The organism is Streptosporangium becharense (genome assembly GCF_014204985.1).
Lineage (GTDB): Bacteria > Actinomycetota > Actinomycetes > Streptosporangiales > Streptosporangiaceae > Streptosporangium > Streptosporangium becharense.
Window position 1 is genome coordinate 272,751 of the sequence record NZ_JACHMP010000001.1, and the last position, 21,780, is coordinate 294,530.

Annotated in this window: 25 protein-coding genes and 1 pseudogene; 16 read left to right on the plus strand and 10 right to left on the minus strand. The window is 72.5% G+C overall.

Features of this window, described 5'->3' with window-relative positions:
* Positions 1-32: 32 nt before the first annotated feature.
* Positions 33-1,247 carry a cytochrome P450 gene (locus F4562_RS01220; RefSeq protein WP_184546259.1) on the plus strand — a complete coding sequence of 405 codons (1,215 nt, stop codon included), beginning with the start codon at positions 33-35 and terminating at the stop codon, positions 1,245-1,247.
* 40 nt (positions 1,248-1,287) lie between these two features.
* Positions 1,288-1,488: a ferredoxin gene (locus F4562_RS01225; protein WP_184546261.1), complete on the plus strand. Its 201-nt coding sequence runs from the start codon at positions 1,288-1,290 to the stop codon at positions 1,486-1,488.
* Positions 1,489-1,715: 227 nt separating this feature from the next.
* Here F4562_RS01225 and F4562_RS34465 read toward each other — a convergent pair whose 3' ends face one another.
* Genes F4562_RS34465 through uxaC form a run of 3 tightly spaced genes read right to left on the minus strand, consistent with a single transcriptional unit; the run spans position 1,716 to position 4,439 of the window.
* Positions 1,716-2,273, minus strand: coding sequence for a mannitol dehydrogenase family protein (locus F4562_RS34465; RefSeq protein ID WP_246473322.1), 558 nt, complete (start codon positions 2,271-2,273; stop codon positions 1,716-1,718).
* Entirely contained in the window at positions 2,236-3,036 is an 801-nt protein-coding gene (locus F4562_RS34470; protein ID WP_311734213.1) for a mannitol dehydrogenase family protein, read from the minus strand. The genes F4562_RS34465 and F4562_RS34470 overlap by 38 nt, the downstream gene beginning before the upstream one ends.
* Positions 3,033-4,439, minus strand: coding sequence for a glucuronate isomerase (gene uxaC, locus F4562_RS01235; protein ID WP_221207689.1), 1,407 nt, complete (start codon positions 4,437-4,439; stop codon positions 3,033-3,035). The genes F4562_RS34470 and uxaC overlap by 4 nt, the downstream gene beginning before the upstream one ends.
* A gap of 100 nt (positions 4,440-4,539) precedes the next feature.
* On the opposite strand from uxaC, the gene F4562_RS01240 reads away from it, so the two are divergent.
* The 7 genes and pseudogenes from F4562_RS01240 (at position 4,540) to F4562_RS01265 (ending at position 9,932) form a co-directional block, all read left to right on the plus strand.
* Complete coding sequence (locus F4562_RS01240; protein ID WP_184546263.1) at positions 4,540-5,751, plus strand: lactate racemase domain-containing protein; 1,212 nt, start codon at positions 4,540-4,542, stop codon at positions 5,749-5,751.
* A 41-nt stretch (positions 5,752-5,792) separates the two neighbouring features.
* Positions 5,793-5,894, plus strand: a pseudogene (locus F4562_RS36600) (hypothetical protein); the annotation flags it as partial.
* 70 nt (positions 5,895-5,964) lie between these two features.
* A complete protein-coding gene (gene larC2, locus F4562_RS01245) occupies positions 5,965-6,678 on the plus strand; it encodes a nickel pincer cofactor biosynthesis protein LarC2 (RefSeq protein WP_221207690.1) in 714 nt (237 codons plus the stop codon).
* Positions 6,653-7,489 (plus strand): ATP-dependent sacrificial sulfur transferase LarE, encoded by an 837-nt coding sequence (gene larE, locus F4562_RS01250; protein ID WP_184546265.1) that lies wholly within the window; start codon positions 6,653-6,655, stop codon positions 7,487-7,489. The genes larC2 and larE overlap by 26 nt, the downstream gene beginning before the upstream one ends.
* A complete protein-coding gene (gene larB, locus F4562_RS01255) occupies positions 7,482-8,153 on the plus strand; it encodes a nickel pincer cofactor biosynthesis protein LarB (RefSeq protein WP_184546267.1) in 672 nt (223 codons plus the stop codon). The genes larE and larB overlap by 8 nt, the downstream gene beginning before the upstream one ends.
* Positions 8,154-8,281: 128 nt before the next feature.
* The gene (locus tag F4562_RS01260) at positions 8,282-8,926 is read left to right on the plus strand and encodes a TetR/AcrR family transcriptional regulator (protein WP_184546269.1); all 645 of its coding nucleotides are present in this window, start codon (positions 8,282-8,284) and stop codon (positions 8,924-8,926) included.
* Positions 8,913-9,932: a LacI family DNA-binding transcriptional regulator gene (locus F4562_RS01265; RefSeq protein WP_184546271.1), complete on the plus strand. Its 1,020-nt coding sequence runs from the start codon at positions 8,913-8,915 to the stop codon at positions 9,930-9,932. Before F4562_RS01260 ends, F4562_RS01265 begins: the two co-directional genes overlap by 14 nt.
* 33 nt (positions 9,933-9,965) lie before the next feature.
* On the opposite strand, the gene F4562_RS01270 is transcribed toward F4562_RS01265, so the two are convergent.
* Entirely contained in the window at positions 9,966-10,862 is an 897-nt protein-coding gene (locus F4562_RS01270; RefSeq protein WP_246473666.1) for a LysR family transcriptional regulator, read from the minus strand.
* Positions 10,863-11,023: 161 nt separating this feature from the next.
* On the opposite strand from F4562_RS01270, the gene cnbZ reads away from it, so the two are divergent.
* The 5 genes from cnbZ to F4562_RS01295 all read left to right on the plus strand — a co-directional run bounded on the left by cnbZ (position 11,024) and on the right by F4562_RS01295 (position 15,585).
* Positions 11,024-11,779: a 2-amino-5-chloromuconate deaminase CnbZ gene (gene cnbZ, locus F4562_RS01275; protein WP_184546275.1), complete on the plus strand. Its 756-nt coding sequence runs from the start codon at positions 11,024-11,026 to the stop codon at positions 11,777-11,779.
* A 96-nt stretch (positions 11,780-11,875) separates the two neighbouring features.
* Positions 11,876-12,262: a RidA family protein gene (locus tag F4562_RS01280; protein ID WP_184546277.1), complete on the plus strand. Its 387-nt coding sequence runs from the start codon at positions 11,876-11,878 to the stop codon at positions 12,260-12,262.
* Positions 12,243-14,252: a S9 family peptidase gene (locus F4562_RS01285; RefSeq protein WP_184546279.1), complete on the plus strand. Its 2,010-nt coding sequence runs from the start codon at positions 12,243-12,245 to the stop codon at positions 14,250-14,252. The genes F4562_RS01280 and F4562_RS01285 overlap by 20 nt, the downstream gene beginning before the upstream one ends.
* Positions 14,249-15,079, plus strand: coding sequence for an SDR family NAD(P)-dependent oxidoreductase (locus tag F4562_RS01290; RefSeq protein ID WP_184546281.1), 831 nt, complete (start codon positions 14,249-14,251; stop codon positions 15,077-15,079). The genes F4562_RS01285 and F4562_RS01290 overlap by 4 nt, the downstream gene beginning before the upstream one ends.
* Positions 15,080-15,144: 65 nt before the next feature.
* On the plus strand, positions 15,145-15,585 hold the full coding sequence (locus F4562_RS01295) for a nitroreductase family deazaflavin-dependent oxidoreductase (protein ID WP_184546283.1): 441 nt from the start codon (positions 15,145-15,147) through the stop codon (positions 15,583-15,585).
* A 74-nt stretch (positions 15,586-15,659) separates the two neighbouring features.
* Here F4562_RS01295 and F4562_RS01300 read toward each other — a convergent pair whose 3' ends face one another.
* The 3 genes from F4562_RS01300 to F4562_RS01310 form a co-directional block, all read right to left on the minus strand.
* Positions 15,660-16,592, minus strand: coding sequence for an alpha/beta fold hydrolase (locus tag F4562_RS01300; RefSeq protein WP_184546285.1), 933 nt, complete (start codon positions 16,590-16,592; stop codon positions 15,660-15,662).
* A 92-nt stretch (positions 16,593-16,684) separates the two neighbouring features.
* On the minus strand, positions 16,685-17,245 hold the full coding sequence (locus F4562_RS01305; RefSeq protein ID WP_184546287.1) for a PadR family transcriptional regulator: 561 nt from the start codon (positions 17,243-17,245) through the stop codon (positions 16,685-16,687).
* A gap of 312 nt (positions 17,246-17,557) precedes the next feature.
* The gene (locus F4562_RS01310) at positions 17,558-18,595 is read right to left on the minus strand and encodes a zinc-dependent alcohol dehydrogenase family protein (RefSeq protein ID WP_184546290.1); all 1,038 of its coding nucleotides are present in this window, start codon (positions 18,593-18,595) and stop codon (positions 17,558-17,560) included.
* A gap of 271 nt (positions 18,596-18,866) precedes the next feature.
* On the opposite strand from F4562_RS01310, the gene F4562_RS01315 reads away from it, so the two are divergent.
* Both F4562_RS01315 and F4562_RS01320 read left to right on the plus strand, forming a co-directional pair.
* The gene (locus F4562_RS01315; RefSeq protein WP_184546292.1) at positions 18,867-19,070 is read left to right on the plus strand and encodes a hypothetical protein; all 204 of its coding nucleotides are present in this window, start codon (positions 18,867-18,869) and stop codon (positions 19,068-19,070) included.
* Positions 19,067-19,363, plus strand: a complete 297-nt coding sequence (locus tag F4562_RS01320) for a hypothetical protein (protein WP_184546294.1) — start codon at positions 19,067-19,069, stop codon at positions 19,361-19,363. The genes F4562_RS01315 and F4562_RS01320 overlap by 4 nt, the downstream gene beginning before the upstream one ends.
* 41 nt (positions 19,364-19,404) lie before the next feature.
* Here the strand turns inward: F4562_RS01320 and F4562_RS01325 are convergent, their stop codons facing one another.
* The 3 genes from F4562_RS01325 to F4562_RS34050 form a co-directional block, all read right to left on the minus strand.
* On the minus strand, positions 19,405-20,031 hold the full coding sequence (locus F4562_RS01325; protein WP_184546295.1) for a site-specific integrase: 627 nt from the start codon (positions 20,029-20,031) through the stop codon (positions 19,405-19,407).
* A gap of 141 nt (positions 20,032-20,172) precedes the next feature.
* Positions 20,173-20,655 carry a helix-turn-helix domain-containing protein gene (locus F4562_RS34045; protein WP_221207691.1) on the minus strand — a complete coding sequence of 161 codons (483 nt, stop codon included), beginning with the start codon at positions 20,653-20,655 and terminating at the stop codon, positions 20,173-20,175.
* A complete protein-coding gene (locus tag F4562_RS34050; protein ID WP_221207692.1) occupies positions 20,652-20,912 on the minus strand; it encodes a tyrosine-type recombinase/integrase in 261 nt (86 codons plus the stop codon). Before F4562_RS34050 ends, F4562_RS34045 begins: the two co-directional genes overlap by 4 nt.
* Positions 20,913-21,780: the final 868 nt, after the last annotated feature.

Here is a 21,780-nt window from a genome sequence, read left to right on the forward strand (position 1 = left end):
CAGGCGGCCATCCATTACCCAGGAGACGCCGAATGAGTGTCAACGAGCAGGTCCTGAACTACCCGATCCCCAGCGACGCGGCCCTGGAGCCGCCCGCGGAATGGGCCGAACTGCGCGGCACGTGCCCGGTCGCCCACGTGACACTGCCCAGCGGCGACCAGGCGACGCTGCTGACCCGCTACCAGGACGTCAAGCAGGTGCTGGCCGACCCGCGCTTCACCCGGCTGCTCAACGCACCCGACGCGGCCCGGCTGTCGGCCACCGAGGACGGCGGACTGTTCAGCAGCGACCTGGCGGCGATCATCCCCGACAGCGGGGAGGAGCACCAGCACTGGCGGCGCCTGGTCGGCAGGTGGTTCACCGCCAAGCGCATGACCGCCCTGCGGCCCGTGATGGCCCGGATGGCCGAGGACCTCATCGACGACATGGTCGAGCGCGGCGCACCCGGCGACCTCAAGGCGAGCCTGGGCTTCCCGCTGCCGGTCTACGTCATCTGCGACATGCTCGGTGTGCCCGCCGCCGACCGTGACCGGTTCTCCTACTGGTCCGATGCCCTGCTCAACCTCACCCGCTACGGCAAAGCCGAGATCGACGCCGCCCTGGCCGAGTTCTTCCAGTACATGTCCGACCACCTCGCCGCCAAGCGCGCCGAGCCCGGCGACGACCTGCTCAGCGAGCTGATCGCGGCCGGCGGCCCCGAGGACGGCGGGCTGGACGACATGCAGCTCCTGGTCACCGGCATGTCGCTGCTGGTCGCCGGGCACGAGACCACCGCCAACATGATCGGCAAGATGGTCTCCATGCTGCTGGCCGACCGCACCCGCTGGGAGCGGCTGCTGGCCGACCCGTCGCTGATCCGCGCGACGGTGGAGGAGGCGCTGCGCTTCGACGCCAACGCGGGCTTCGGCCTGCCGCGCTATCTGACCGAGGAGATCGAGGTCAGCGGCACGGTCCTGCCCAAGGGCACCACGGTGATCTGCAGCATGGCCGCCGCCAACCGCGACGAGAGCGCCTTCGACGCCGCAGCCGAGATGGACCTGAGCCGCAGCCCGAACCCGCACCTGGCCTTCGGCGCCGGTGCCCACTCCTGCCTGGGCCAGGCGCTGGCCCGCACCGAGCTGCAGGTCGTACTCGAAGTGCTGCTGCGCAAGCTCCCGACCCTGGAGCTGGCCGTGCCGGCGGAGGAACTGGAACGCGTGGAGGGACTGGCCGTCGGCGGCCTGCGCACCGTACCGGTCCGCTGGTGACGCGGCAGCGCCTCACCGGACTGACAGAAAGGAATCCCGGATGAAAATCATCGTCGACGAGGACAAGTGCTGCGGCGCCGGCCAGTGCGTGCTGATCGCACCTGAGGTGTTCGACCAGCGCGACGACGACGGCATCGTCATCCTGCTCGATCCGGAGCCCGCTGCGGACCAGCACGCCCTGGTCCGCGAGGCCGCCGCGGTCTGCCCCGCCGCCGCCATCGAGGTGACCGCGCAGGCGTGACCGCGAGGTGTCCCGCCGTTCCGGTGACCGGAGGATGACCGGGCGGCGAAGGCATCACCGTGGTCGTCCGCCCGGCCCGGCGAGAAGAACGGGCTCGCCGGGCCGGGTGCGGTCCGGGTCCTTCACCGGACAGGAGAGCGCGGCCCTCTCGGCGGCGGACGCGAACACGGGGGCGGCCGGTCGTGGCGGCGTCGGGGCCGCCGGCGACGCCCTTCAGGGGCCGCCCTTCACCGCAACTCCCGTGCCTGTGCCGCGACCGCGTCCACCAGGGGGACGTCGTGCGCGAGCGCCGGGTCGAGACCGGCGAGCACGGTGCGCGCGGCCTCGCGCAGCGTCCCGGCCGCGGGCGGCGCCGTCCCGTCGCGCACGGGCGTGCCCCGGCCGCGCAGATGCAGCACCCAGGCGGCGAGCACCCGGACGGCACCGGCGGGCAGCCTCCCGTTCTCGCGCTCGGCGCGCAGCACGGGCAGCACGCGAACGGGCAGCTTCTGCGAGCCGTCCTCGGCGATCTTCGCCAGCGTGTGCCGGATCCGGGGGTTGGCGAAGCGCTCGACCAGTGTGGCACGGTAGGCGGCCAGCTCCGCCTCGGCGAACCCGAGATGGCGGGAGGCCTCCCGCCACCACTGCGCCAGCCAGGAACGGCAGGCCGGGTCGGCGACGGCCTCGGCGACGGTCGTGTGCCCGCGCAGCGAACCGGCGTAGGCCAGCAGCGAGTGCCCGCCGTTGAGCAGCCACAGCTTGCGTTCCTCATACGGCGTCGTATCCGCGACGAAACGCGCACCCAACCTCTTGCCAGGCGGGCCTGCCCGCCGGGAACTCACCGCACAGCACCCATTCGGAGAAGGGCTCGGCGACCACCGGGGCGGCGTCGGAGCGGCCGGTGGCGGCGGCCACCGCGGCGACGTCCTCCTCGGTGGGGTAGGGCGTGATCCGATCCACCATGGTGGTCACACAGGAGACCTCCGGCACGGGCACGCCGGCCTCTTCGGCCAGTTCCGCGATCACCCGTGCGATCACCCGGCCGTTGTCCGGCAGGTTGTCGCAGGAGACGATCGCCACGGGGCCGCCTCCGGCGCGCCGCCGTACCGCCAGCCCGGACAGCAGCCGGCCCGCCGCGGTGACGGTGGCGGCTCCGGGATCCGCGCGAAGCGCGGCGATGTCGGCGCGGACGTCCGGCAGGTCCGTGTCCAGCCCGCCGCCGGGAAGGCGCGTGTAGCCCGCCTCGGTCACGGTGAGCGTGACCACCGCCAGCTCGGGCCTGCGCCAGTGGTCCAGCCACGCGCCATGGTCGCCGCCCGGGTGGGCGTCGACGAGCGAGCCGATCACCTCGAACCGGTCGCGGTCGGGTGCGCGGGTGAGGAGGGTGTAGAGCCCGTCCTGGGCCGCGAGCCGGGCGGCCAGGTCACCGCTGCGGCGGCTGAAGGCGGCGATCCCCCACCGGTCGGCGTCGGGTGCGCGATGGGTGTACCAGGCATGGTGGGAGCGGAAGAAGCCGCCCAGCCCCAGATGGAGGATGCGCACCGGGGCGGCGGGCCGGTCCCGCCTCACAGCTTGAACGCCCTGCGCGGATTGACCGTCACCAGCTCCACGGCGATCCGCGCCGCCTCGTCCTCCTCCAGCCGGTGCTCGGCGACGAGTTCGGCCAGGAAACCGCAGTCCAGCCGGCGGGACATGTCGTGCCGCGCCGGGATCGAGCAGAAGGCGCGGGTGTCGTCGACGAAGCCGGAGGTGCGGGAGAAACCCGCCGTCTCGGTGACGGCCCGCCGGAAGCGGCGGATGGCGTCGGGGGCGTCCAGGAACCACCACGGTGCACCCGCGTAGACCGAGGGATAGAACCCGGCCAGCGGAGCGATCTCCCGGGAGAAGACGGTCTCGTCCAGGGTGAACAGGACCAGCTGGAACCCCTCGGCCGTGCCGTACCGCTCCAGCAGGGGACGCAGCGCGTCGGTGAACTCGGCGCGGATCGGGATGTCATGGCCGGTGTCGGGTCCGTACCGGCGGTGGGTGGGCGTGTGGTGGCCGCGGCGCACCGCCGGGTGCAGCGTCATGACTAGGCCGTCCTCGGCCGACATGCGGGCCGTCTCCAGCAGCATGTGGCGGCGGAACGCGGTGGTCTCCGCCGGGCCCGCCGTGCCGGCCAGCGCGGCGCGGTAGATCCGGGCGGCCTCGTCCCGCGGCAGCGGGTCGGTGCGGACGTCGGCGTGGCTGTGGTCGGCGGAGGTGGCACCGTGCTCGATGAAGTGGCGGCGCCTGGCCTCCAGCGCGCGGAGGTATCCGTCGTAGCCGGAGGTGTCGGTGCCGGCGACCTCTCCCAGCCGGGCCACCGCCCCGGCCCAGCCCTCCCGGCCGGGCTCCAGATAGCGGTCGGGCCGGAAGGTGGGCACGACCCGCGCCGTCCAGCCGGGGTCGGCGGCCAGCGTCCGGTGCGCGGCCAGGTCGTCACAGGGGTCGTCGGTGGTGGCCAGCACCTCGATGCCGAAACGCTCGAACAACGCCCGCGGCCGGTAGGCCGGCTCGGCCAGGCGGGCGGCGATCCGGTCGTAGATCCGGTCGGCGCTGCCCGCCGACGGCCGCTCGGTGACCCCGAAGACGCCGGCGAGCTCGGCCTCCAGCCAGTACCGGACCGGTGTGCCGCCGAAGACCGCCCAGTGCTCGCAGAGCCGCCGCCATGCGTGGCGGGCGTCGGCCTCGGGCAGCGGTCCCCGGCCCACGCCCGGCTCCCCCAGCGGGACGCCGCAGGCGTGCAGCAGCCGGGTGACGTAGTGGTCGGGGGAGATCAGCAGAGCGGCCGGGTCGCCGAACGGCTCGTCGTCCACCAGCAGCCGGGGGTCCACGTGGCCGTGCGGGGACAGGATCGGCAGCTTCTCCACGGCCGCGTAGAGGCGCCGGGCGACGGCACGCACCCGCGGGTCCGCGGGCAGCAGCCGGTCGGGATGGAGGCGAAGGGACATGGAGGGCATGGTCAGCGGTGCCGGGAGGAGACGGCAAGCGTTTGCCATGAGTTGCCTCACGGACTTGCCACCCCGGGCCCCGGCGTGGTCGGCTGCCGCCATGACCCCACAGATCGGCGGCCCGCGAGCCGTCCTCACCGAGCGACAGGTGAGGAGCTTCGTGGCCGGACGACTCGCCACCGAAGATCTCGACGGCCGCAGCGTCTGCGTGGTGGTCCCCGACGGCACCCGCAGTTGCCCGCTCCCCCTGCTGCTCTCGGCGGTCCGGGACGCCCTGCACGACCGCGTCTCGCGCCTGACCGTGCTGATCGCGCTGGGCACGCACGCCCCGATGAGCCGCACCGAGCTCATCCCCGGGCTGCACGCCGTGAACCACGAGTGGTGGGAGCCGTCCACCTTCGCCTCCGTCGGCGCGATCGGCGCCGGCCGCGTCGCCGAACTCTCCGGCGGCCTGCTGCGGCAGGAGGTGGACGTGCGCCTCAACCGGGCCGTGGTGGAGCACGACGTCGCCCTGGTGGTCGGCCCGGTCTTCCCGCACGAGGTGGTCGGCTTCTCCGGCGGCAACAAGTACTTCTTCCCCGGGGTCGCCGGAGCCGACATCATCGACCTGTCGCACTGGCTGGGAGCGCTGATCACCAGCTCCGAGATCATCGGCACCCGCGGCATCACCCCGGTCCGCGCTCTCATCGACGAGGCCTCCTCGCTCATCCCCACCCGGCGGCTGGCGTTCTGTGTCGTGGTCCGCTCCGGCTCCGACGAGCTGCACTCCATGGCGTACGGCACGCCCGAGGCGGCCTGGGCGGCGGCGGCCGAGGTCTCCTCGCAGGCGCACGTCCGCTACCTGGACAGGCCGGTGAAGCGGGTCGTCTCGCTGATCCCGGCGAAGTACGACGACATGTGGACGGCGGCCAAGGGCTTCTACAAACTGGAGCCGGTGGTCGCCGACGGCGGCGAGGTCATCCTCTACGCACCCCACGTGACGACGATCTCCGCGATGCACCCGGAGATCGAGGAGATCGGCTACCACTGCCGCGACTACTTCACCAAGCAGTGGGACCGTTTCAAGCACCTGCACTGGGGCGTGCTGGCCCACTCCACCCACCTGCGCGGCGCGGGCACCTGGGACGCCGGGCACGGTGAACGCTGCCGGGTCGAGGTCACCCTGGCCACCGCGATCCCCGAGCAGGTGGTGCGGCGGGCCGGTCTCGGCTACCTCGACCCGGCCGGGGTGGACCTGGACGCGCTGGCCGCCGACCCCGAGACACTGGTGGTGCCCCAGGCGGGCGAGGTCCTCTACCGGTTGCGCGCATGAGGCTGGCCTGGATCGACGCCTCGGCCGGGGTCGCCGGCGACATGCTCCTGGCCGCCCTGCTGGACGCGGGCGCCGACCTGGACGTGGTCCGCGCCGCGGTCGCGGCCGTGGTCCCGGGCGAGGTGCGGCTGACCACGGAGCCGGTGACCCGCGCCGGTCTCCGCGCCGTCCGCCTGCGGGTGACCGCCGAGCGCGCCGGGCACCGTCCCCGCCGTGGCGGAACTGGCCGCGGGCTGGCAGGTCGTCGCCGGCGGTCAGGGCGAGCTGGCCACCCCGACCGGGATGGCGCTGGTGACCACGCTGGCCCGGGAGTGCTCGCCCCTGCCGCCGATGCGGCTGGAGAGCACCGGGGTGGGGGCGGGCGGCAGGGACACGCCGCAACGGCCCAACGTGGTCCGGGTACTGGTGGGAACGCCCTGCGGCGAGGTCGCGGGCGACGCCGTGGTCCTGGAGGCCAACGTCGACGACCTGGACCCGCGGCTCTGGCCGGGTGTGCTGGCCGCGCTGCTGGAGGCGGGAGCGTCGGACGCGTGGCTGGTGCCGATCCTGATGAAGAAGGGGCGGCCCGCCCACACCCTCTGCGTGCTGACGCCCGTTCCCCGGGCCGCGGCGCTGCGGGATGCGGTCTTCCGGCTGACCACCACGCTCGGCGTGCGCGAGCGGGCCGTGCGCAAGAGCGCGCTGGAACGCTGCTGGGTGCACGTGGAGGTGCTCGGCGAACAGCTCCCGATCAAGGTGGGGCACCGGGACGGCATGATCGTTCAGGCCACCCCGGAGTTCGATCCCGCCGCCCGGCTCGCCGCACGCGGGGACCTGCCGGTCCGGACGGTCCTGGACGCCGCCGTGGCGGCCGCCCGGACGGCAGGACTCGTCCCTGGCCGCCCGATGGATCGCAGGACGCATGCTTCCGCCACTCACCGGCCCTGACGCCGAGCTCGCCGACCGCGTCGCGATGCTGCTGCGCACGCCGGGACGGCTCGGCGTGGCCTTCTCCGGAGGCGTGGACTCCTCGGTGCTCCTGGCGCTGGCCGTACGGGAGCTCGGCGCCGGCCGGGTCGTGGCGGTCCTCGGGATCTCCCCGAGTCTCGCCGCCGACGAGCGCGCGGCCGCCCACCGCGTGGCCGCGCGCATCGGCGCGCCGGTGGTCGAGGTGACCACCCGGGAGGCGGACCTGCCCGCCTACCGCGCCAACGGCCCCGATCGCTGTTTCCACTGCAAGGACGAGTTGTTCTCCCGGATCTCCGCGGCGGAGCTGGGGCTGTCCGCGGTCGCCTACGGCGAGAACGCCGACGACGTGCGCCGTCCCGACCGCCCCGGAAGCCGGGCCGCCACCGGTCACGGTGTGCTGCGACCGCTCGCCGACGCGGGCCTGGACAAGGCGGCGGTCCGCCGGCTCGCCGCCGCACTGGAACTGCCCTGCGCGGACAAACCCGCCTCCCCCTGCCTGGCCTCGCGCATCCCGCACTTCTGTGAGGTCACACCGGAGAAGCTGGCCCAGGTGGAACGGGCCGAGCGGGCGCTACGCGAGCTGGGCTTCGGTGACTGCCGGGTGCGCCACCACGGCAAGGTCGCCAGGATCGAGGTGCCCGTCACCGAGATCCCGCGGCTGGCGGGCGAACTGCGTGAGCGGGTGCTCACGGCGGTACGGCGGGCCGGGTTCCGGATGGTCGCCGTGGACCTGGCCGGCATCCAGTCGGGTGCCTTCACACTGCCGCTGGTGGAGGTCCGCAATGGCTGACTGGCAGCCGCCCGCGTCCTTCGCCCGGCTCGACCACGACCGGGCGGCCCGCCGCGGCTACCCGGAGGCGGTGTACTGCGCGGGCAAGAGCGCGGAGCAGGTCCGCGCCATCGCCGCCGAGCTCCGCCGGAGGCACCGGGCCGTGACGCTGTTCACCCGCGCCGGGCCCGAACACGCGCGGGCGGTCCTGGCCGAGCTGCCCGACGCCCGGCACGAGCCGGAGGCCCGCCTGCTGGCCTGGCCACCGGCCCCGCCCGAGCCCACCGGCGGGCGGGTGCTGGTGCTGGCGGCCGGCACCTCCGACCTGCCCGTCGCCCGCGAGGCCGAGCTGACCGCCCGCTACCTCGGCCGGGAGAGCGACCTGGTCGTGGACGTCGGCGTGGCGGGGCTCCACCGCGTACTCGGTCTGCTCGACGTGCTGCGGTCCGCCCACGTCGTGGTGGTGGCCGCCGGCATGGACGGCGCGCTGCCCAGCGTGGTGGCCGGGCTGGTCGCCGTCCCCGTGGTGGCCGTGCCGACGTCCGTCGGGTACGGCGCCGCCTTCGGCGGGCTGGCTCCCCTGCTGGGAATGCTCACCGCGTGCACGCCCGGCGTCGCGGTGGTCAACATCGACAACGGCTACGGGGCCGGTCACCTGGCCGCCCAGATCGCCGCCGCCCGTTGACCCGCCGGTCGCCGCCGGCGTCGCCCGGTGCGGCGCGGTCGCCGTGCCCTCGGGGAGTTCTCCGGCCGGTCGTGCGCTAACGTGAAACACGAATGGTGGCACTAGTTTCATTCCCGCCGGAGGAAGCCGTGACTCAGAGCACCAGCCGGGGGCCCTACGCCAAGACGGCGGCGATCCGGCGACGGATCGTCGAAGCCTGCGTGGACGCCTTCGGGCAGACCGGTTTCTACGGCGCGACCATGAAGGATGTCGCCAAGCGCGCCGGCATCAGCTACACCGGGCTGCTGCACCACTTCTCCAGCAAGGAGGAACTGCTCGCGGCGGTGCTCGAACTGCGCGACGAACGCGGCAGTGAGTACCTCGAATCGGCGCACGCCCTCGACCCGGACTCCAACCCCGTCGAGACCCTCCGGGGCATGCTCGCCGTCATCGTGGACAACGAGCTGCAACCCGGGCTGATGGAGCTGCACTGCGTCCTGTCGGGTGAGGCCACCTCTCCCGGCCACCCGGCGCACGCCTACTACGCCGAGCGCTACCGCATGCTCCGCCGTTTCTTCGCCATGGCCTTCCGTGCCCTGGCCGAACGCGGAGAGCTGCACTCGGCCAGTGATCCGGAGACGCTCGCGACGATGACCATCGCGCTCATCAACGGCCTGCAGGCCCAGTGGCTCTTCGACCGCGACTCGGTACAGCTTGAGTCCGCGATCCGGGAATTCCTGGCCGCCGCCGTCCCCGCGCTCGCCGGGACCGGAAGCACCGATGCCCGGGCCTGACAAGCCGCCCACGATCTACGACGTGGCCAGGGCGGCCGGCGTGGCCACCTCGACGGTCTCGCGGGCGTTCTCCCGGCCGGGCCGGGTCAACGCCGACACCGCGGCACGCATCCGGCGGGTCGCCGCCGAGCTCGGCTACCGGGTCGATCCTCTCGCGTCCGCGCCGCCGACGGGCCGTACCTCCATGCTCGCGCTCGTCGTCTCCGACGTGACCAACCCCGTCTACGCCGAGATCATCCGCGGCGCCGAGTCCGCCGCGGCCGAAGCCGGGTACGTGCTGCTGCTCATCGACGCCCAGGAGTCCGACCGGCTGGAGCGTGACAGCCTGGAACGCGCACTGCCCGGTGTCGAAGGCGTCGTGCTGGCAGGCACGCGGATGTCGGACTCGGCCATCCGCGTGGCGGCCAAACAGCGTCCCGTGGCCCTCCTCAACCGCCACGTGACGGACGTGCCGAGCATCGTGCACGACAACCTCCGGGGCATGCGCCTGACCGCCGAGCACCTGTACGAACGCGGCCATCGGAAACTGACCTACGTCGCGGGGCCGGACGCCTCCTGGGCGAACGGCATGCGCTGGCGATGCCTGCGCGAGGCCGCCGCCGAGCTGGGGCAGCGGGTGCGGCGGCTGGGCCCCTTCGCCCCCACCCTGGCCGACGGCTGGGAAGCGGCGAACGCGCTCCTGTGTGACCCGCCGACCGCCGTCGTCGCCTACAACGACCAGCTCGCGATCGGCCTGGTGCTCGCCCTGCAGGCCGGCGGGGTCCGCGTCCCCGGCGACGTCAGCGTGATCGGGTTCGACGACATCTTCCCCGCCCGGATCGTGACACCCCCGCTGACGACCGTGGCCGCTCCGCTGCGTGCCCAGGGACGGACCGCCGTCAAGGCCCTGCTGGCGTGGCGGGGCGGCTCCGCCTCTCTGGCCGGTCGGTCGACGACCTTGCCGGTCAGGCTCGTCGTGCGCGGCTCGACCGCCCGCCGCCGCTCCCACCGGGCCCGATCTGGGTGAGGCGACCGCGCTCCTGAATGCGCGTCCCCGCCTTCATCGGGAGCCGTTCATGGCCGCGAGCAGTGCGTCGCCGACGATCCTCGTGGCGGGTGAGCTGTAGGGGGTGAGCCCTTTCACCAGGGTCAGGCGGGTCGCGGTCAGTCGCCGGTCGGTGAGGGGGACGCGGACCAGCGTCCCCCGCGCCAGTTCGGGGGCGGTGTCCTCGGCGGTCATGAAGATCGCCGTCCCCGTGCGTACCGCGATGTCCCGCAGCAGGGCGAGCGAGTTCGCCTCGTAGTTGATCCTGAGGTGGGTGCCGGTCTCGGCGCAGGCGCGGTCCACCTCCTGTCTGATCCCGAAGTGCTGTCCGGGCAGGGCGACAGGGTGATCGCCGAGGTCGCGCAGTGAGCATGCCGGCCTGCCGGCGAGCGGGTGGCCGGGGCGGACCATGAGGGACAGCGGCAGCGGCTGGTCTCTCAGCGTGACGATGTCCGAGCGTGTCGGGGGCCCGAAGACGAACCCGAGGTGCGCGCTCCCCTCCGCGACCGCGGCGCCGACGTCGTGGGAGCCGGCGACCCGGACGTCGATGCGGACGTCGGGGTGGGTGGGGGCCAGCGCGGCGAGCGCGTCCGGGATGTATCGGCTCAGCGGCCCTTCGACGGTGGCGATGACGACGTGTCCGCGCACACCGTGCCGGTCGGCGTCGAGTTCCGCGCGGAGGTCGGCGGCGCGCTGCCGGGTGTGCGTCGCGAACTCCAGGACGTGGTGCCCGGCGGCGGTCAGGGTCATTCCGCGGGCGCCGCGGGTGAACAGCGGAACGCCGAGGTCGTCTTCCAGCAGGCGGATCTGACGGCTGACCGCGCTGGGTGCGACGAACAGATTCGCGCCGGCACGCGTCACCGAACCCGTGGCGGCGACTTCGCGGAAGTAACGGAGCGCCGCCGATTCCATCGCGTGCACCGGCACACCCCTTGAGCTTGCGAAAAATTCGCAATGAACCTACCACAACTTGTCGTAGCTCATCGGAATCGAGAATGCGAAGCTGATGGGCAACCCGGTGCGGCGGGCCGGGCACGGCTCCTTCCGCCGCCGCTGATGTGTGAGGATGCGTCGTGTTCGATCTCGTGCCGACCCCGTTCGGCTACGCCTTTCTGCGCGGTGTCAGGCAGTACTCCGGGGGTGTGGTCGCGACGAGCGGCCACCGTCTGACCCGGATCCAGTTCTCCACGCCGATGCCGCTGGAGGAGGGGGTGCGCCGGGCGACGGAGATCATCCGGGCCGCGGGCCGGCCGGCGGCGGCGCTGTGCGCCTGCGAACTGCGGACACCGGCCCCGTTCACCGAAGCGGAGTTCACCGCGTTCAACAGCCGGTACGTGGCCGCCCTGGCGGCGGCCGGCGTCGCGCCGCACGGTGACGACAGCCCGGTCGCCCGCACCAACGTGTGCCCGGCCCCGGGCCTGGTCCGCGAGCCGAGCCTGCATGCCTTCTGCTTCGCCGAACCCGGCGGCGGCCGGGTCGCCGACTTCGTCGTGTCCGGCAGCGCCGAGGTCCCCGAAGGTCTGGGCAACTACCATGACCATGTCGTCGCCCCGGGTGACGTGACGGGCGAAGGGCTGCTGGAGAAGGCACGATTCGTGCTCGGGCAGCTGGGCGGCCGGATGGCCGGCCTCGGTGTGGGCGGCGCGGTGCCGCAGGTCGTGCAGGTCTACTCCGTGCACGACGTCCACGCGGTGCTGGCCGGCCCGGTGGCGGAGTTCGCACCGCACCGCGGTGTGACGTGGCATCCGGCGCGGCCCCCGGTCGCCGGCCTGGAATACGAGATGGACTGCCGCACGGTCGGCGTCGAACGCCTCGAGGCCGCCGGCTGAGCGGGCGGCGGCCCGGACGCCCGTGATGCCGCGGGCCGCGGACACGGCCGGATGCCGCACCGGAAACCAACGCGAACACAACAAGGACGGATACGAATGAGACAACACCACCTCCGGCCGGACGGGCTCCCTCCCACCAACGGATACAGTCATGTGGTCGTCCACGACGGGCCCGGCGTCCTGGTGTCCGGGCAGGTGCCACTGGACCGGGACGGGAACCTGGTGGGTGCGGGCGACGCCGAGCGGCAGATCACCCAGGTCTTCACGAACCTCGCCACCGCGCTCGCCGCCGCCGGCGTCGGCATGCGCGACGTGGTGAAGCTGACCGTGTATCTGACCGACCGCGCCGACCTCGCCGCCTTCCGCCGCGTACGGGACAGGTACATCGACACCTCACGGCCGCCGGCGTGCTCGCTGGTGTTCGTCCAGGGCCTGGTCAGCCCCGATTTCCGGGTCGAGATCGATGCCCTCGCGGCCCGCTGACGCCGCCGCGTCCCGGCCGGCCCGCGCACCCCGCACGGCCCGGCCCGCCATGCCGCCGGGGGCGTGGCCCAGCCCGCTCACCGCGGCGGCCGTTGCCACGGGGCAGGTCCGTTACGGCGGCGTCGTCGTCCGCGACCGGGGGGACACGGTGTGGTGGGCCCAGACCACGCCCGACGGCACCGGCCGGATGAGCGTGTTCCGCCGCGACCGCGAGGGCCCGGCACGCGAGATGCTTCCCCACCGGATCGACGCCCGTACCCGTCTGCACGAGTACGGCGGGCAGTGCTGGACGGTCATCGGGGAGACCCTGGTGACCAGCGACTTCGCCGACCAGCGCCTGTACCGGGTGGACGACGGCGTGGCCGCTCCCCTGACGGCGGACAGCGGCCTGGCCGACCGGTACGCGCAACCGGCCGCGCTGCCCGGCACCGGGTGGATCGTGTGCGTCGCCGAGCGTCACCGCGACCGGGTGACGCACGCGCTGGTCGCGGTCGCGCTGGACGGATCCGGTGCGGTCGTGGACCTGTGGACCGGGTCGGATTTCGTCGCGGCCCCGGCGGTCTCACCGGACGGACGGCGCATCGCGTTCCTGACCTGGGACCATCCGCGGATGCCCTGGGACGGGACCATGCTGCGGACGGCGGCGCTGACGTTCGACCAGGGGCGCCCCGCCCTCCACGCCGTGACGGCGGGACCGGGCGGCCCGGAGGAGTCGGTCCTCGCACCGTCGTGGATGGACGACGACACGGTGTGCGTTGCGACCGACCGGTCGGGGTGGTGGAACCTCGCCGCGGTGCCGGTCACCCGCCCGCTCACCGCCGGCGAGCCCGCACCGATGTGGCCGGCGCCGCGGGAGTGCGGTGTCCCCCTGTGGCAACTGGGCTTCCGCAACCACGTCTCCCTGCCCGAGGGTCGCACGTTCGTGGTGGGCGGCGGCCGGCCGTACCTGCTCGCCCCGGACGGCACCGCGACCCCCATCGAGTGCCCGTTCACGACCTGGCTGCCCTGGCTGGACGCCGACGGTGACACCGTCGTCGGGGTGGCCGCCGCGGACGACCGCGCGCCGTCCCTCGTCGGCGTCGACACCGCGACCGGTGCCTGGACCGTCCTCACGGCGCCGCCCCAGCCCGATCCCGCCTGGACGCCACGGCCGCGCCGTCTCACCGTCCGCACCGGCACCGCGGACGTGCCGGTGCACTTCCACCCGCCGACCGCGCCGCGGCACCGGCTGCCCGACCACGCCGCGCCACCGGCCGTCATGTGGGTTCACGGCGGCCCCACCGCGTCCTTCCCGCAGCACTACCAGGGCGAGGTCGCCTATTTCACCAGCCGCGGTCTCGCCTTCGTCGCCGTGGACTACACCGGATCGAGCGGTCACGGACGCCGCTACCGCACGGCACTTCGCGGACGGTGGGGCGACGCCGACGTCACGGACTGCATCGCCGTCGCCCATGACCTGCTCGAGCGCCGCAGGGTGTCGCGCATCGCCATCCGCGGCATCAGCGCGGGCGGGCTCACCGTGCTGCTGGCGCTGGCGCGGCCCGACTCGCCGTTCGTCGGAGGAGTCTCCTATGCCGGCGTCGCCGACCTCGGCAACTTCGCGCGGCGTACGCACGATTTCGAGTCCCGCTACCTCGAAGGGCTCATCGGGCGGCTGCCCGGGGATCGGGCCGCCTACCTGGACCGGTCGCCCCTGTCCCACCTCGGCGCGGTCACCCGGCCGGTGCTTCTGCTGCACGGCCAGGACGACCCGGTCGTCCCGCTGGAGCAGGCGCACGCGGTGGCGCGCGCGCTGACCGCGGAGCGGGTTCCCCACAAGCTGCTCACCTTCGCCGGTGAAGGGCACATCTTCAGCCGTCCCGCGACCATCGCCGCCGCGCTGGAGGCCGAGCTCGGTTTCTACGGCCGGCTGTTCGGCTTCGACCCGCCTGACGTCCCGCACCTCCCGCTGACGCCCGTGCCCGCCCCTGCCGCGGGTGATCCGGAATGACGCCGGCGCCGACCGTCATGATCACCGGTGCTACCGACGGGCTGGGCCTTGCCCTGGCCCACCGGCTCGCGGCCGACGGCACCCGTCTCCTCCTGCACGGACGCGACCCCGGCAGGCTCCGCCGCGCCGCGCTGGAAGTCTGCCGTCGGCACGACTGCCCGCCGCCGGTGACCGTCTGCGCGGACCTGTCCGAGCTCGCGCAGGTCCGCCGCCTCGCCCGCGAGGTGGCATCGGTCACCGACCGGCTCGACGTGCTCGTCAACAACGCCGGAACCGGGTTCGGAGGACCGGGAGACCAGCATCGGCGGCTCAGCGCCGACGGCCACGAACTGCGTTTCGCCGTCAACCACCTCGCCGGATTCGACCTCACCCTGCGGCTGCTGCCGCTCCTGCGCCGCGCGCCGCACGCCCGGATCGTCAACGTCGCCTCCATCGGCCAGCACCCGATCGACTTCGACGACGTCATGCTCGAACACGGCCACACCCCCGTGAGGGCGTACCGGCAGAGCAAGCTCGCCCAGATCATCGCCGGGTTCGAGCTGGCCGAACGCCTACGCGGCGAGCGCATCACCGTCAACAGCCTGCATCCGGCCACGTACATGCCCACCAAAATCGTGCTGGCCGCGCTCGACCACAGCGTCGACACCCTTGAGGCCGGCACCGAAGCGACCTGGCGGTTGGTCGGCTCTGCCGACCTCTCCGGCATCACGGGCCGTTTCTTCGACCGCACCCGGGAGGCCCGTGCCCACCCCACCGCCTACCGGCAGGACGTCAGAACGCGGCTCTGGCAGCTCAGCCTCCGCCTCACCGGGGCACCGTCGCCGTGAAGACAACCCTCCGCGGCGCCGTGCGATGCTGGGCACACTGACCACCCACGGCCCGAGGAGTCGCGATGCCACTCACCGGCGAGTACGAACCCAGCCCGGTCGGCTTCGTTGCCGAGCAGGTGGAGCTCTACGAACGCACCGGCGGCGCGGAGGGCGACACCCTGCAGGACCGCCCCGTCGTCATCCTCACGACCAGGGGCGCCAGATCCGGGAAGATCCGTAAGACGCCGCTGATGCGGATCACCGACGGCACCCGCTACGCCGTCGTCGCCTCCCAGGGAGGAGCGCCCACGAACCCCTTCTGGTACCACAACATCGTGGCCGACCCGCACGTCTCGTTGCAGGACGGCGCGGTCGCCCGCGACTACGTCGCACGCCGCGTCGAGGGCGAGGAGCGCGAGAAGTGGTGGGCCATGGCCGTGCAGACCTGGCCCGACTACGAGGAGTACCGCAAGAGGACCGATCGCGACATTCCGGTCTTCGTCCTCGAACCGTCGTCCTCCTGATCCGCCGGTGACCGTCCAGGGGGCCTGGGCGGTCACCGACTCGACGACCCGCGCCACGACACCGGGCGTCCCGCTCACCGGTCCTCGGACGGGCTCCCGGCCGCTCCCAGCGGAGCGATGATCTCGTCGCGGTGGGAGAAGGGAGCCAGATGGCCGCCGGGCACGAACGTCGCCGTCGCGTCGGGGAGCCGGTCCGCCAACCGGCGGGCCAGCGCGACCGGGACCTTGGGGTCGTCGAGCCCGTGCCACAGGCGCACGGGCCCGGCGACGTCGGCGGGATCGAAGTCCCAGGGCCGTAGGTACCGCCGCAGGTCGTCGGCCATGGCCGCCCCACCCTGCCGGGTGCTCTCCCGCACGTCGGCGAGGAAGGCGGCCCGCGCGCCGCTGTCGGCACCGTCGAGCAGTTCGCGAAAGACCGCCCGGTCGGCAGGGGGGAGACCGCGCTGGACACGGGCGATGAGTCTGTCGGTGTCACCGCGGGCGGCGGCGGCCGTCATCACGGCGGAGAGCGAGCACAGCCGGCGCAGCACCCGGGGAGCACGTCGGGCCAGGCGCCAGTAGAGAGCGTCCCCGCGGCTGGCGGGGGCCCATCGCTCTCCGGGCTCGACCGGCGCCATACCGCTCAGGACGGTCGTGGCGGTGACGAGGTCGGGATGGGCGGCGCCGAGTGCCAGAGCGGGACCGGCCCCCATGGACACGCCGATGACGGCGACGCGGCCGAAGCCGAGGTGGGCGATGAGTTCGGCGGCGTCGCATGCCCAGGCGGTGAATCCCGCGTCCGGATGCGGCGTCGACCGGCCGTAGCCCGGCCGGTCGACGGAGACCAGGCGCACGCCGTGCCGGTACAGCAGAGTGTCGGGCAGGGTCCATCCCGCCACCCAGCGGGAGGAGGAGTAGCCGTGAACGAGCAGGCACGGTCGTCCGGAGGGGTCACCGAGGACGGTGTATCCCATCCGCCGGCCGTCGGCGAGGGTGAGGGTCTGCTCCGCGGTGGTGGCGGTGTTCATGGTCGCTCTGCTTCCTTGTCGGGGCCTGCTCGCGGCTTCCTGTGCCGGGAGGAGGGAAAAGGGGGGAACCGGGGGCGATGTCGCGGCGGGCGTCAGCCCGCTCCGCTCCCACTGAGCGCGTCGCCGGTGTCCGCGGGCCAGTCCGCCACGGTGTCGATCGCCCACTCGGCCCAGGAGACCATCGCCTCCAGCCGCCGGATTCCGGCTTCGACACCCAGCAGGGCCGCGCGATCAGCGGGTCGGCCGGGGTCGAGACCCTTCTTCGTGGCCCGCATTCCGCGCAGCCTCGCCCGGTGGTACTCCATCTCCTCACGCAGGAATGCCTGGGCCTCCTCGGGGTGGACGAGCCACAGGGCGAAGGAGCGCAGCACCGTCTCGTTGCGCTGGGAGTGGTCTGCCGAGGTGGTCGTCAGCCAGTCGCGGAGCACGCGCAGTCCCTCTTCGGTGATCTCGTAGGGGCGCCGTCCCCGGGAGCCCTCGGCCTGCTCCCGGATGAGTCCTTCGGCGGCCAGCCGCCGCAGCTCGGGATAGACCTGGGTGGGCTTGGCGTGCCAGACGAACTTCAGGATGCCCTCGAAGTCGCGGTTGAGGTCGTAGCCGCTGCGCGGGCCTCCGGAACTGATCAAAGTGAGCAGGGCCATCTGTAGCGACATGCGAACCACCTCCGCGCGACCATCTGACACATCAGGAGAATACTAAAAAATTTTACTGTTGTCCTTTAGTGTTGAAGGTACTCTGCCTGGTCCAGCAGATCCGATCCACGGAGCCGCCGGAGTGGACGGATCACCTGCTCCCCCTCACTCCAGGACCGATCGCGACGAACGACGCCGGTCCGGTCTGCGGACTCGGGGATCACCGCCCCGACCCCCTGCCGGACGGGGGCGTCGCACGGGGTGGGTGACACGCCGCGCCGAACCACAGCGTCGGGGCACCCTGAGAACAGCGGCACGGGCCCGGTACGGCTCCTACGGCCGGATGAGGACCTTGAGGGATTCGCGCCGGTCCATGGCGCGGTAGCCGTCGGACACCTGCTCCAGGCCGATGGTGCGGTCGAAGACCCTGCCGGGCTGGACGGTCCCGTCCAGCACACCCGGCATCAGCCGCTCGATGTAGGCGCGGGCCGGGGCCGGCCCGCCGGTCAGGGTGATGTTCGGGCCGAACAGGGTGGTGAATCCGACCGGGGCGTCGTCGTACTGCGGCACCCCGACCCGGGAGATCACCCCGCCGGGCCGGACCACGCCGACGGCCTGGGTGTAGGCGGGCATGTGGCCGACCGCCTCCAGCACTTTGGCCGCGCCGTGACCGCCGGTCAGCTCGCGGACCTTCGCGATCCCCTCGTCCCCGCGTTCGGCGATCACGTCGGTGGCGCCGAACTCCACCCCCAGGCCGGTACGGTCCTTGTGGCGGCCCATCAGGATGATCTGCTCGGCGCCCAGCTGCCTGGCCGACAGCACCGCCAGCAGGCCGACCGCGCCGTCGCCGATCACCACGACCGAATCGCCGGGGCCGACGCCCGCGCTCTTGGCGGCGTGATAGCCCGTGCCGTACACGTCCGACAGGGTCAGCAGGCCGGGGAGGAGTTCGGAGTCCTCGCCGACGGGCGCCTTGACCAGCGTCCCGTCCGCCAGGGGGACGCGGACGGCCTCGGCCTGGCCCCCGCCGATCCCGTCCGCACCCCAGAAACCGCCGTGCAGGCAGGAGGTCTGCAAGCCTTCCCGGCAGAACTCGCACGTGCCGTCCGACCACGCGAACGGTGCGATCACCAGATCGCCCCTGCTCACGGTGGTGACCTCGGGGCCGGTCTCCTCCACGACGCCGACGAACTCGTGGCCCATCGGAGTGCCCTCGGTCGTGGCCGGCATGGTGTGGTACGGGTGCAGGTCCGACCCGCAGACGCAGGCCCGCACCACCCGTACCAGTGCGTCGGTCGGCTCCCGCAGCACCGGGTCCGGGACCGTCTCGATCCGCACATCACCCGCCCCGTACATGAGCGTTGCTCGCATGTCTGTCACCTCCCGGTCGCTGTCACAACCGGTATGAGCCCTACCCCTGCCGACCCGTGGCCGGGACGGTTCGGCCGTCAAGGCGGCCCATCTCCGGCAAACGTTCCTTTGCCCGGCGGTGGCGGCGGAGCACAATCGGCCTTGGAGGAGGAACAGGCCTTGTCCACCGGGGGTGGGGAACCCAGGAACAGCCATTGGGGCCCGGCGCCCAGGCCGGTGTCACCAGACGCAAAGTAGAGCGTCCGCGCTGGTCAGAGGGCCCGGACGGCGAGTGGCCGCCGGCCCGCTCACCGGGAACGACCGGCCCACCGACCCCTACCGGTGCCGGATGCTGGAGATCGGCCTGGCCCGCCGCAAGGTCGAGCTGTATGAGCGGATGCTGACCGAGCTGCCCGACGCCCCCCAGACCCTGGAGGTTCCTGGCCGGCGCACGCGCCCGCCTGGCCGAGCTGACCGGCCCCCGGTGACGCCGTGACCGACCTCAAGCGCGGCCAGATGCACCCCTACCGCATCCCCGGCGACCGCGGCCGGCCCGTCGTCACCCCGCCGCTCGCCGCCGACGCCGGACCCATGACCCGCCTGGACCGGCTGCACCGCGCCGTCGTCCGGCACGCCGGAGTCTCCGAGGCCGCCTGCGCGCTGACCACCGCCCGCCGCGGCGGACGCCTCGACCCCGGCCGCGCCGTCCCCGTCGACCAGGCCGACCCGGCGCTGCTGTGCCCGGTCGGCGGCTGCCGGATGCGCGTCTGGCCACCGGCCCGGACCTGACGCCCCCCGGACTGGGGTGCCACTCTGGCGACCTCGCGTAATCAACTGTCGCCTATTTGGCTGTGGTGGAGCTCGTGGTCGTCACGGGAGTGGTCGTCGCCTGGGGCGTAGCGGCTCCAGGGGCTGCCGGCGGCGGTAGCGATGCGTCTGGTCTGCTGGTCGGTGTAGCCGAGCATCCGGGCGATGACCGGTGCCGGTGCCTGAAGAACGAGGTGCCGCAGTGCGGCGGCCCGGCTGTTGAGGGTGACGATCTGGTGGGTTCGCAGTCGTTGTTCGATGGCGTCGGTGGTCATGGGCTGGCCGCCGCGGCGGCCCGGGAAGAGCCGGCGGGAGTTCTGATTGGTCGCGGTCGTCAGGTTGAGGCGCTGGCCGAGATGGTCCAGTAGCAGGGTGGCGAAGGGCTCTGGGACGGGTGTGGGTGGGTCCCCGAGGCGGAGGCTGACCTGGCCGTCGTGATGAAGGACATCATCGATCGTCAGGCGCAGGATCCGAGTCAAAGGCTGGGCATAGAGCAGCACTATGACGGCGGCGGTCCGGGTGAGCAGGGGGATCTGTTCGTCGTCGAGGAGACGGCGCAGGGCGGCCAGGCGCTGCTGCCGGCTGATGGGCGCGGGGTTGGTGGTGGGGTGGTGCGGGAGTGCCAGCCGGGGCAGGAGCTTGGTCCGCATGGCCCACCTGAGAAGGCGTGGGTAAGGCGTCGGGCGGTGTAGGCACCCGCATACCAGCTGTCGATGTCGGTCTGGCCGCAGGTGGCGAGAGTGCGGCCGCGCTGGTCCATCCAGCTCAGGAACGCAATGGCCTGCAGGATCTCACCTCGGGCCTGCTGGGTTTGCTTCTCGGTGATCGGTTTCTTTTCGGCGAACCGCCGGAGTCGGCGGAGGCAGCGCCAGGTAGCGAATCTGGCCACCATCTGCCGGCGATCGGGTTCGGTGATCTGGTTGAGGGTGTCGCGCAGCCACCGCTGGAACAGCATCAGGTGCCGGTCTGCGGGCGGGAGGACGCTGTGCATTGAGGTTGACCGACCCATCGTCGGTGGCGGTCTTGCGAACGACGGCGTTCTCGGCTTTGGTGGCGATCAGGTCGGTCGGGGTGCAGGTGAAGATGTCGCAGAGCGCGGCGAGAACGGGAAGTGAGAGGCGCTCCGGGACGCCGGTGGCCAGCCGGTGGATCTGGGAGACCGACAGGTCGATGCCGCGCTCGACCAGCAGTGGGACGAGGTCGCTGATGGTGAACATGCCGTGGGCTGCCATGACCTCGCACAGCCGCCATCGGTAGCTGACCTGGCGTTTCATCGTGTCTTCCTTCTGGGCGGTTCGAGAGCGGCGGCCAGGGTCTCATCCAAGGCCCGGCGCAGGGTGCGGGTGCGGAAGTCGGAGGAGACGCAGGTGTAGAGAGACGTGGTGCTGGCGTGCTCGTGACCGCACTGGAACTGGACGAACATCGGATCGCGGCCCGCCTCGATGAGGTGGGTGACATAGGAACGGCGCAGCCCATGGAAGTCCAGGCCAGGATCCAGGCCGAGGGCCTCGCGGTAGGCGACCTTGAACAAGGTGGCGTCCCGGGGCCGGCAGCCAGCCCTTGCGGCCCCGGTCGCGGGCCGTGGTCACCTGCTCGTCGGCGTAGTCGAAGAAGTCCTGCAGCTCATCGATGGTGAAGGCCCGCTTCTTGGGCCGGGACTCGACTTCTTGGACATGGGTCGCGGAGTTGCCCTCATGCACGATCTGGATCGGATGCGTGCCGAAGCGCTCCTGGCAGACCTCTGCCCAGCCGTAGGCCGGATCGATGACGTACTGGCAGAAGGAACGCAGTGCGTCCTGGTAGGAGCGCAGCGTCGAGTGCGCGCAGCCGTGCACCGAGCGCAGGTCGGCGAACCATTCGTCGGCGTGCTGGGCCGTCCGCTGCCACGGGAATGCCTCGGCATGCCGGAGAAAGACGCCAAGGCGGCCGGTCCGTTTGTCGATCGTCGAGAGGGCGAGATTCCTGGCCGGCTGCTGATTGCGCCAGCCGTCCACCATCGCTTCGAACACCTGCTCCTGGGGGTGCAGCAATGCCACCCCATCGGCCAGCTGCAGCCGAGCGGCACCCGGGCCGGTCGTTCGTCCTCGGCACCGTCACTCTCCGTCGTTCGCGTTGGATGCGAATGTTTCGCATCCAACGCGAACGGCTGTCTAGCGTCCCAGGCCAGCGTATGGTTCCCATCCATCTCACTTGTCTCAGACCGCGCTCGGATGGGTAGAGTGCAGTCGGCCGAAACGCGCACACAGCAGCCCCTTCGTCGAGTTCGAGCCATCGGGCGCAAGGCGTCGCCAATTCGCATCTGATGCAATATGCGGCGGTTCACGAATACGGCAGAAACGGGCCGCCGGGTCTCTGACCTGTGGCGTTACCAGGCCAGCCGCTCGCCGTCCAGAAACATA

Bases quoted from the DNA above. Each gene is read 5' to 3' on its own strand.
- F4562_RS01220 (WP_184546259.1), top strand. From the start codon at position 33: ATGAGTGTCAACGAGCAGGTCCTGAACTACCCGATCCCCAGCGACGCG.
- F4562_RS01225 (WP_184546261.1), top strand. From the start codon at position 1,288: ATGAAAATCATCGTCGACGAGGACAAGTGCTGCGGCGCCGGCCAGTGC.
- uxaC (WP_221207689.1), bottom strand. From the start codon at position 4,439: ATGTCCCTTCGCCTCCATCCCGACCGGCTGCTGCCCGCGGACCCGCGG.
- F4562_RS01240 (WP_184546263.1), top strand. From the start codon at position 4,540: ATGACCCCACAGATCGGCGGCCCGCGAGCCGTCCTCACCGAGCGACAG.
- larE (WP_184546265.1), top strand. From the start codon at position 6,653: ATGCTTCCGCCACTCACCGGCCCTGACGCCGAGCTCGCCGACCGCGTC.
- larB (WP_184546267.1), top strand. From the start codon at position 7,482: ATGGCTGACTGGCAGCCGCCCGCGTCCTTCGCCCGGCTCGACCACGAC.
- F4562_RS01265 (WP_184546271.1), top strand. From the start codon at position 8,913: ATGCCCGGGCCTGACAAGCCGCCCACGATCTACGACGTGGCCAGGGCG.
- F4562_RS01270 (WP_246473666.1), bottom strand. From the start codon at position 10,862: ATGGAATCGGCGGCGCTCCGTTACTTCCGCGAAGTCGCCGCCACGGGT.
- F4562_RS01280 (WP_184546277.1), top strand. From the start codon at position 11,876: ATGAGACAACACCACCTCCGGCCGGACGGGCTCCCTCCCACCAACGGA.
- F4562_RS01285 (WP_184546279.1), top strand. From the start codon at position 12,243: ATGCCCTCGCGGCCCGCTGACGCCGCCGCGTCCCGGCCGGCCCGCGCA.
- F4562_RS01290 (WP_184546281.1), top strand. From the start codon at position 14,249: ATGACGCCGGCGCCGACCGTCATGATCACCGGTGCTACCGACGGGCTG.
- F4562_RS01295 (WP_184546283.1), top strand. From the start codon at position 15,145: ATGCCACTCACCGGCGAGTACGAACCCAGCCCGGTCGGCTTCGTTGCC.
- F4562_RS01300 (WP_184546285.1), bottom strand. From the start codon at position 16,592: ATGAACACCGCCACCACCGCGGAGCAGACCCTCACCCTCGCCGACGGC.
- F4562_RS01305 (WP_184546287.1), bottom strand. From the start codon at position 17,245: ATGTCGCTACAGATGGCCCTGCTCACTTTGATCAGTTCCGGAGGCCCG.
- F4562_RS01310 (WP_184546290.1), bottom strand. From the start codon at position 18,595: ATGCGAGCAACGCTCATGTACGGGGCGGGTGATGTGCGGATCGAGACG.
- F4562_RS01325 (WP_184546295.1), bottom strand. From the start codon at position 20,031: ATGCGGACCAAGCTCCTGCCCCGGCTGGCACTCCCGCACCACCCCACC.
- F4562_RS34045 (WP_221207691.1), bottom strand. From the start codon at position 20,655: ATGAAACGCCAGGTCAGCTACCGATGGCGGCTGTGCGAGGTCATGGCA.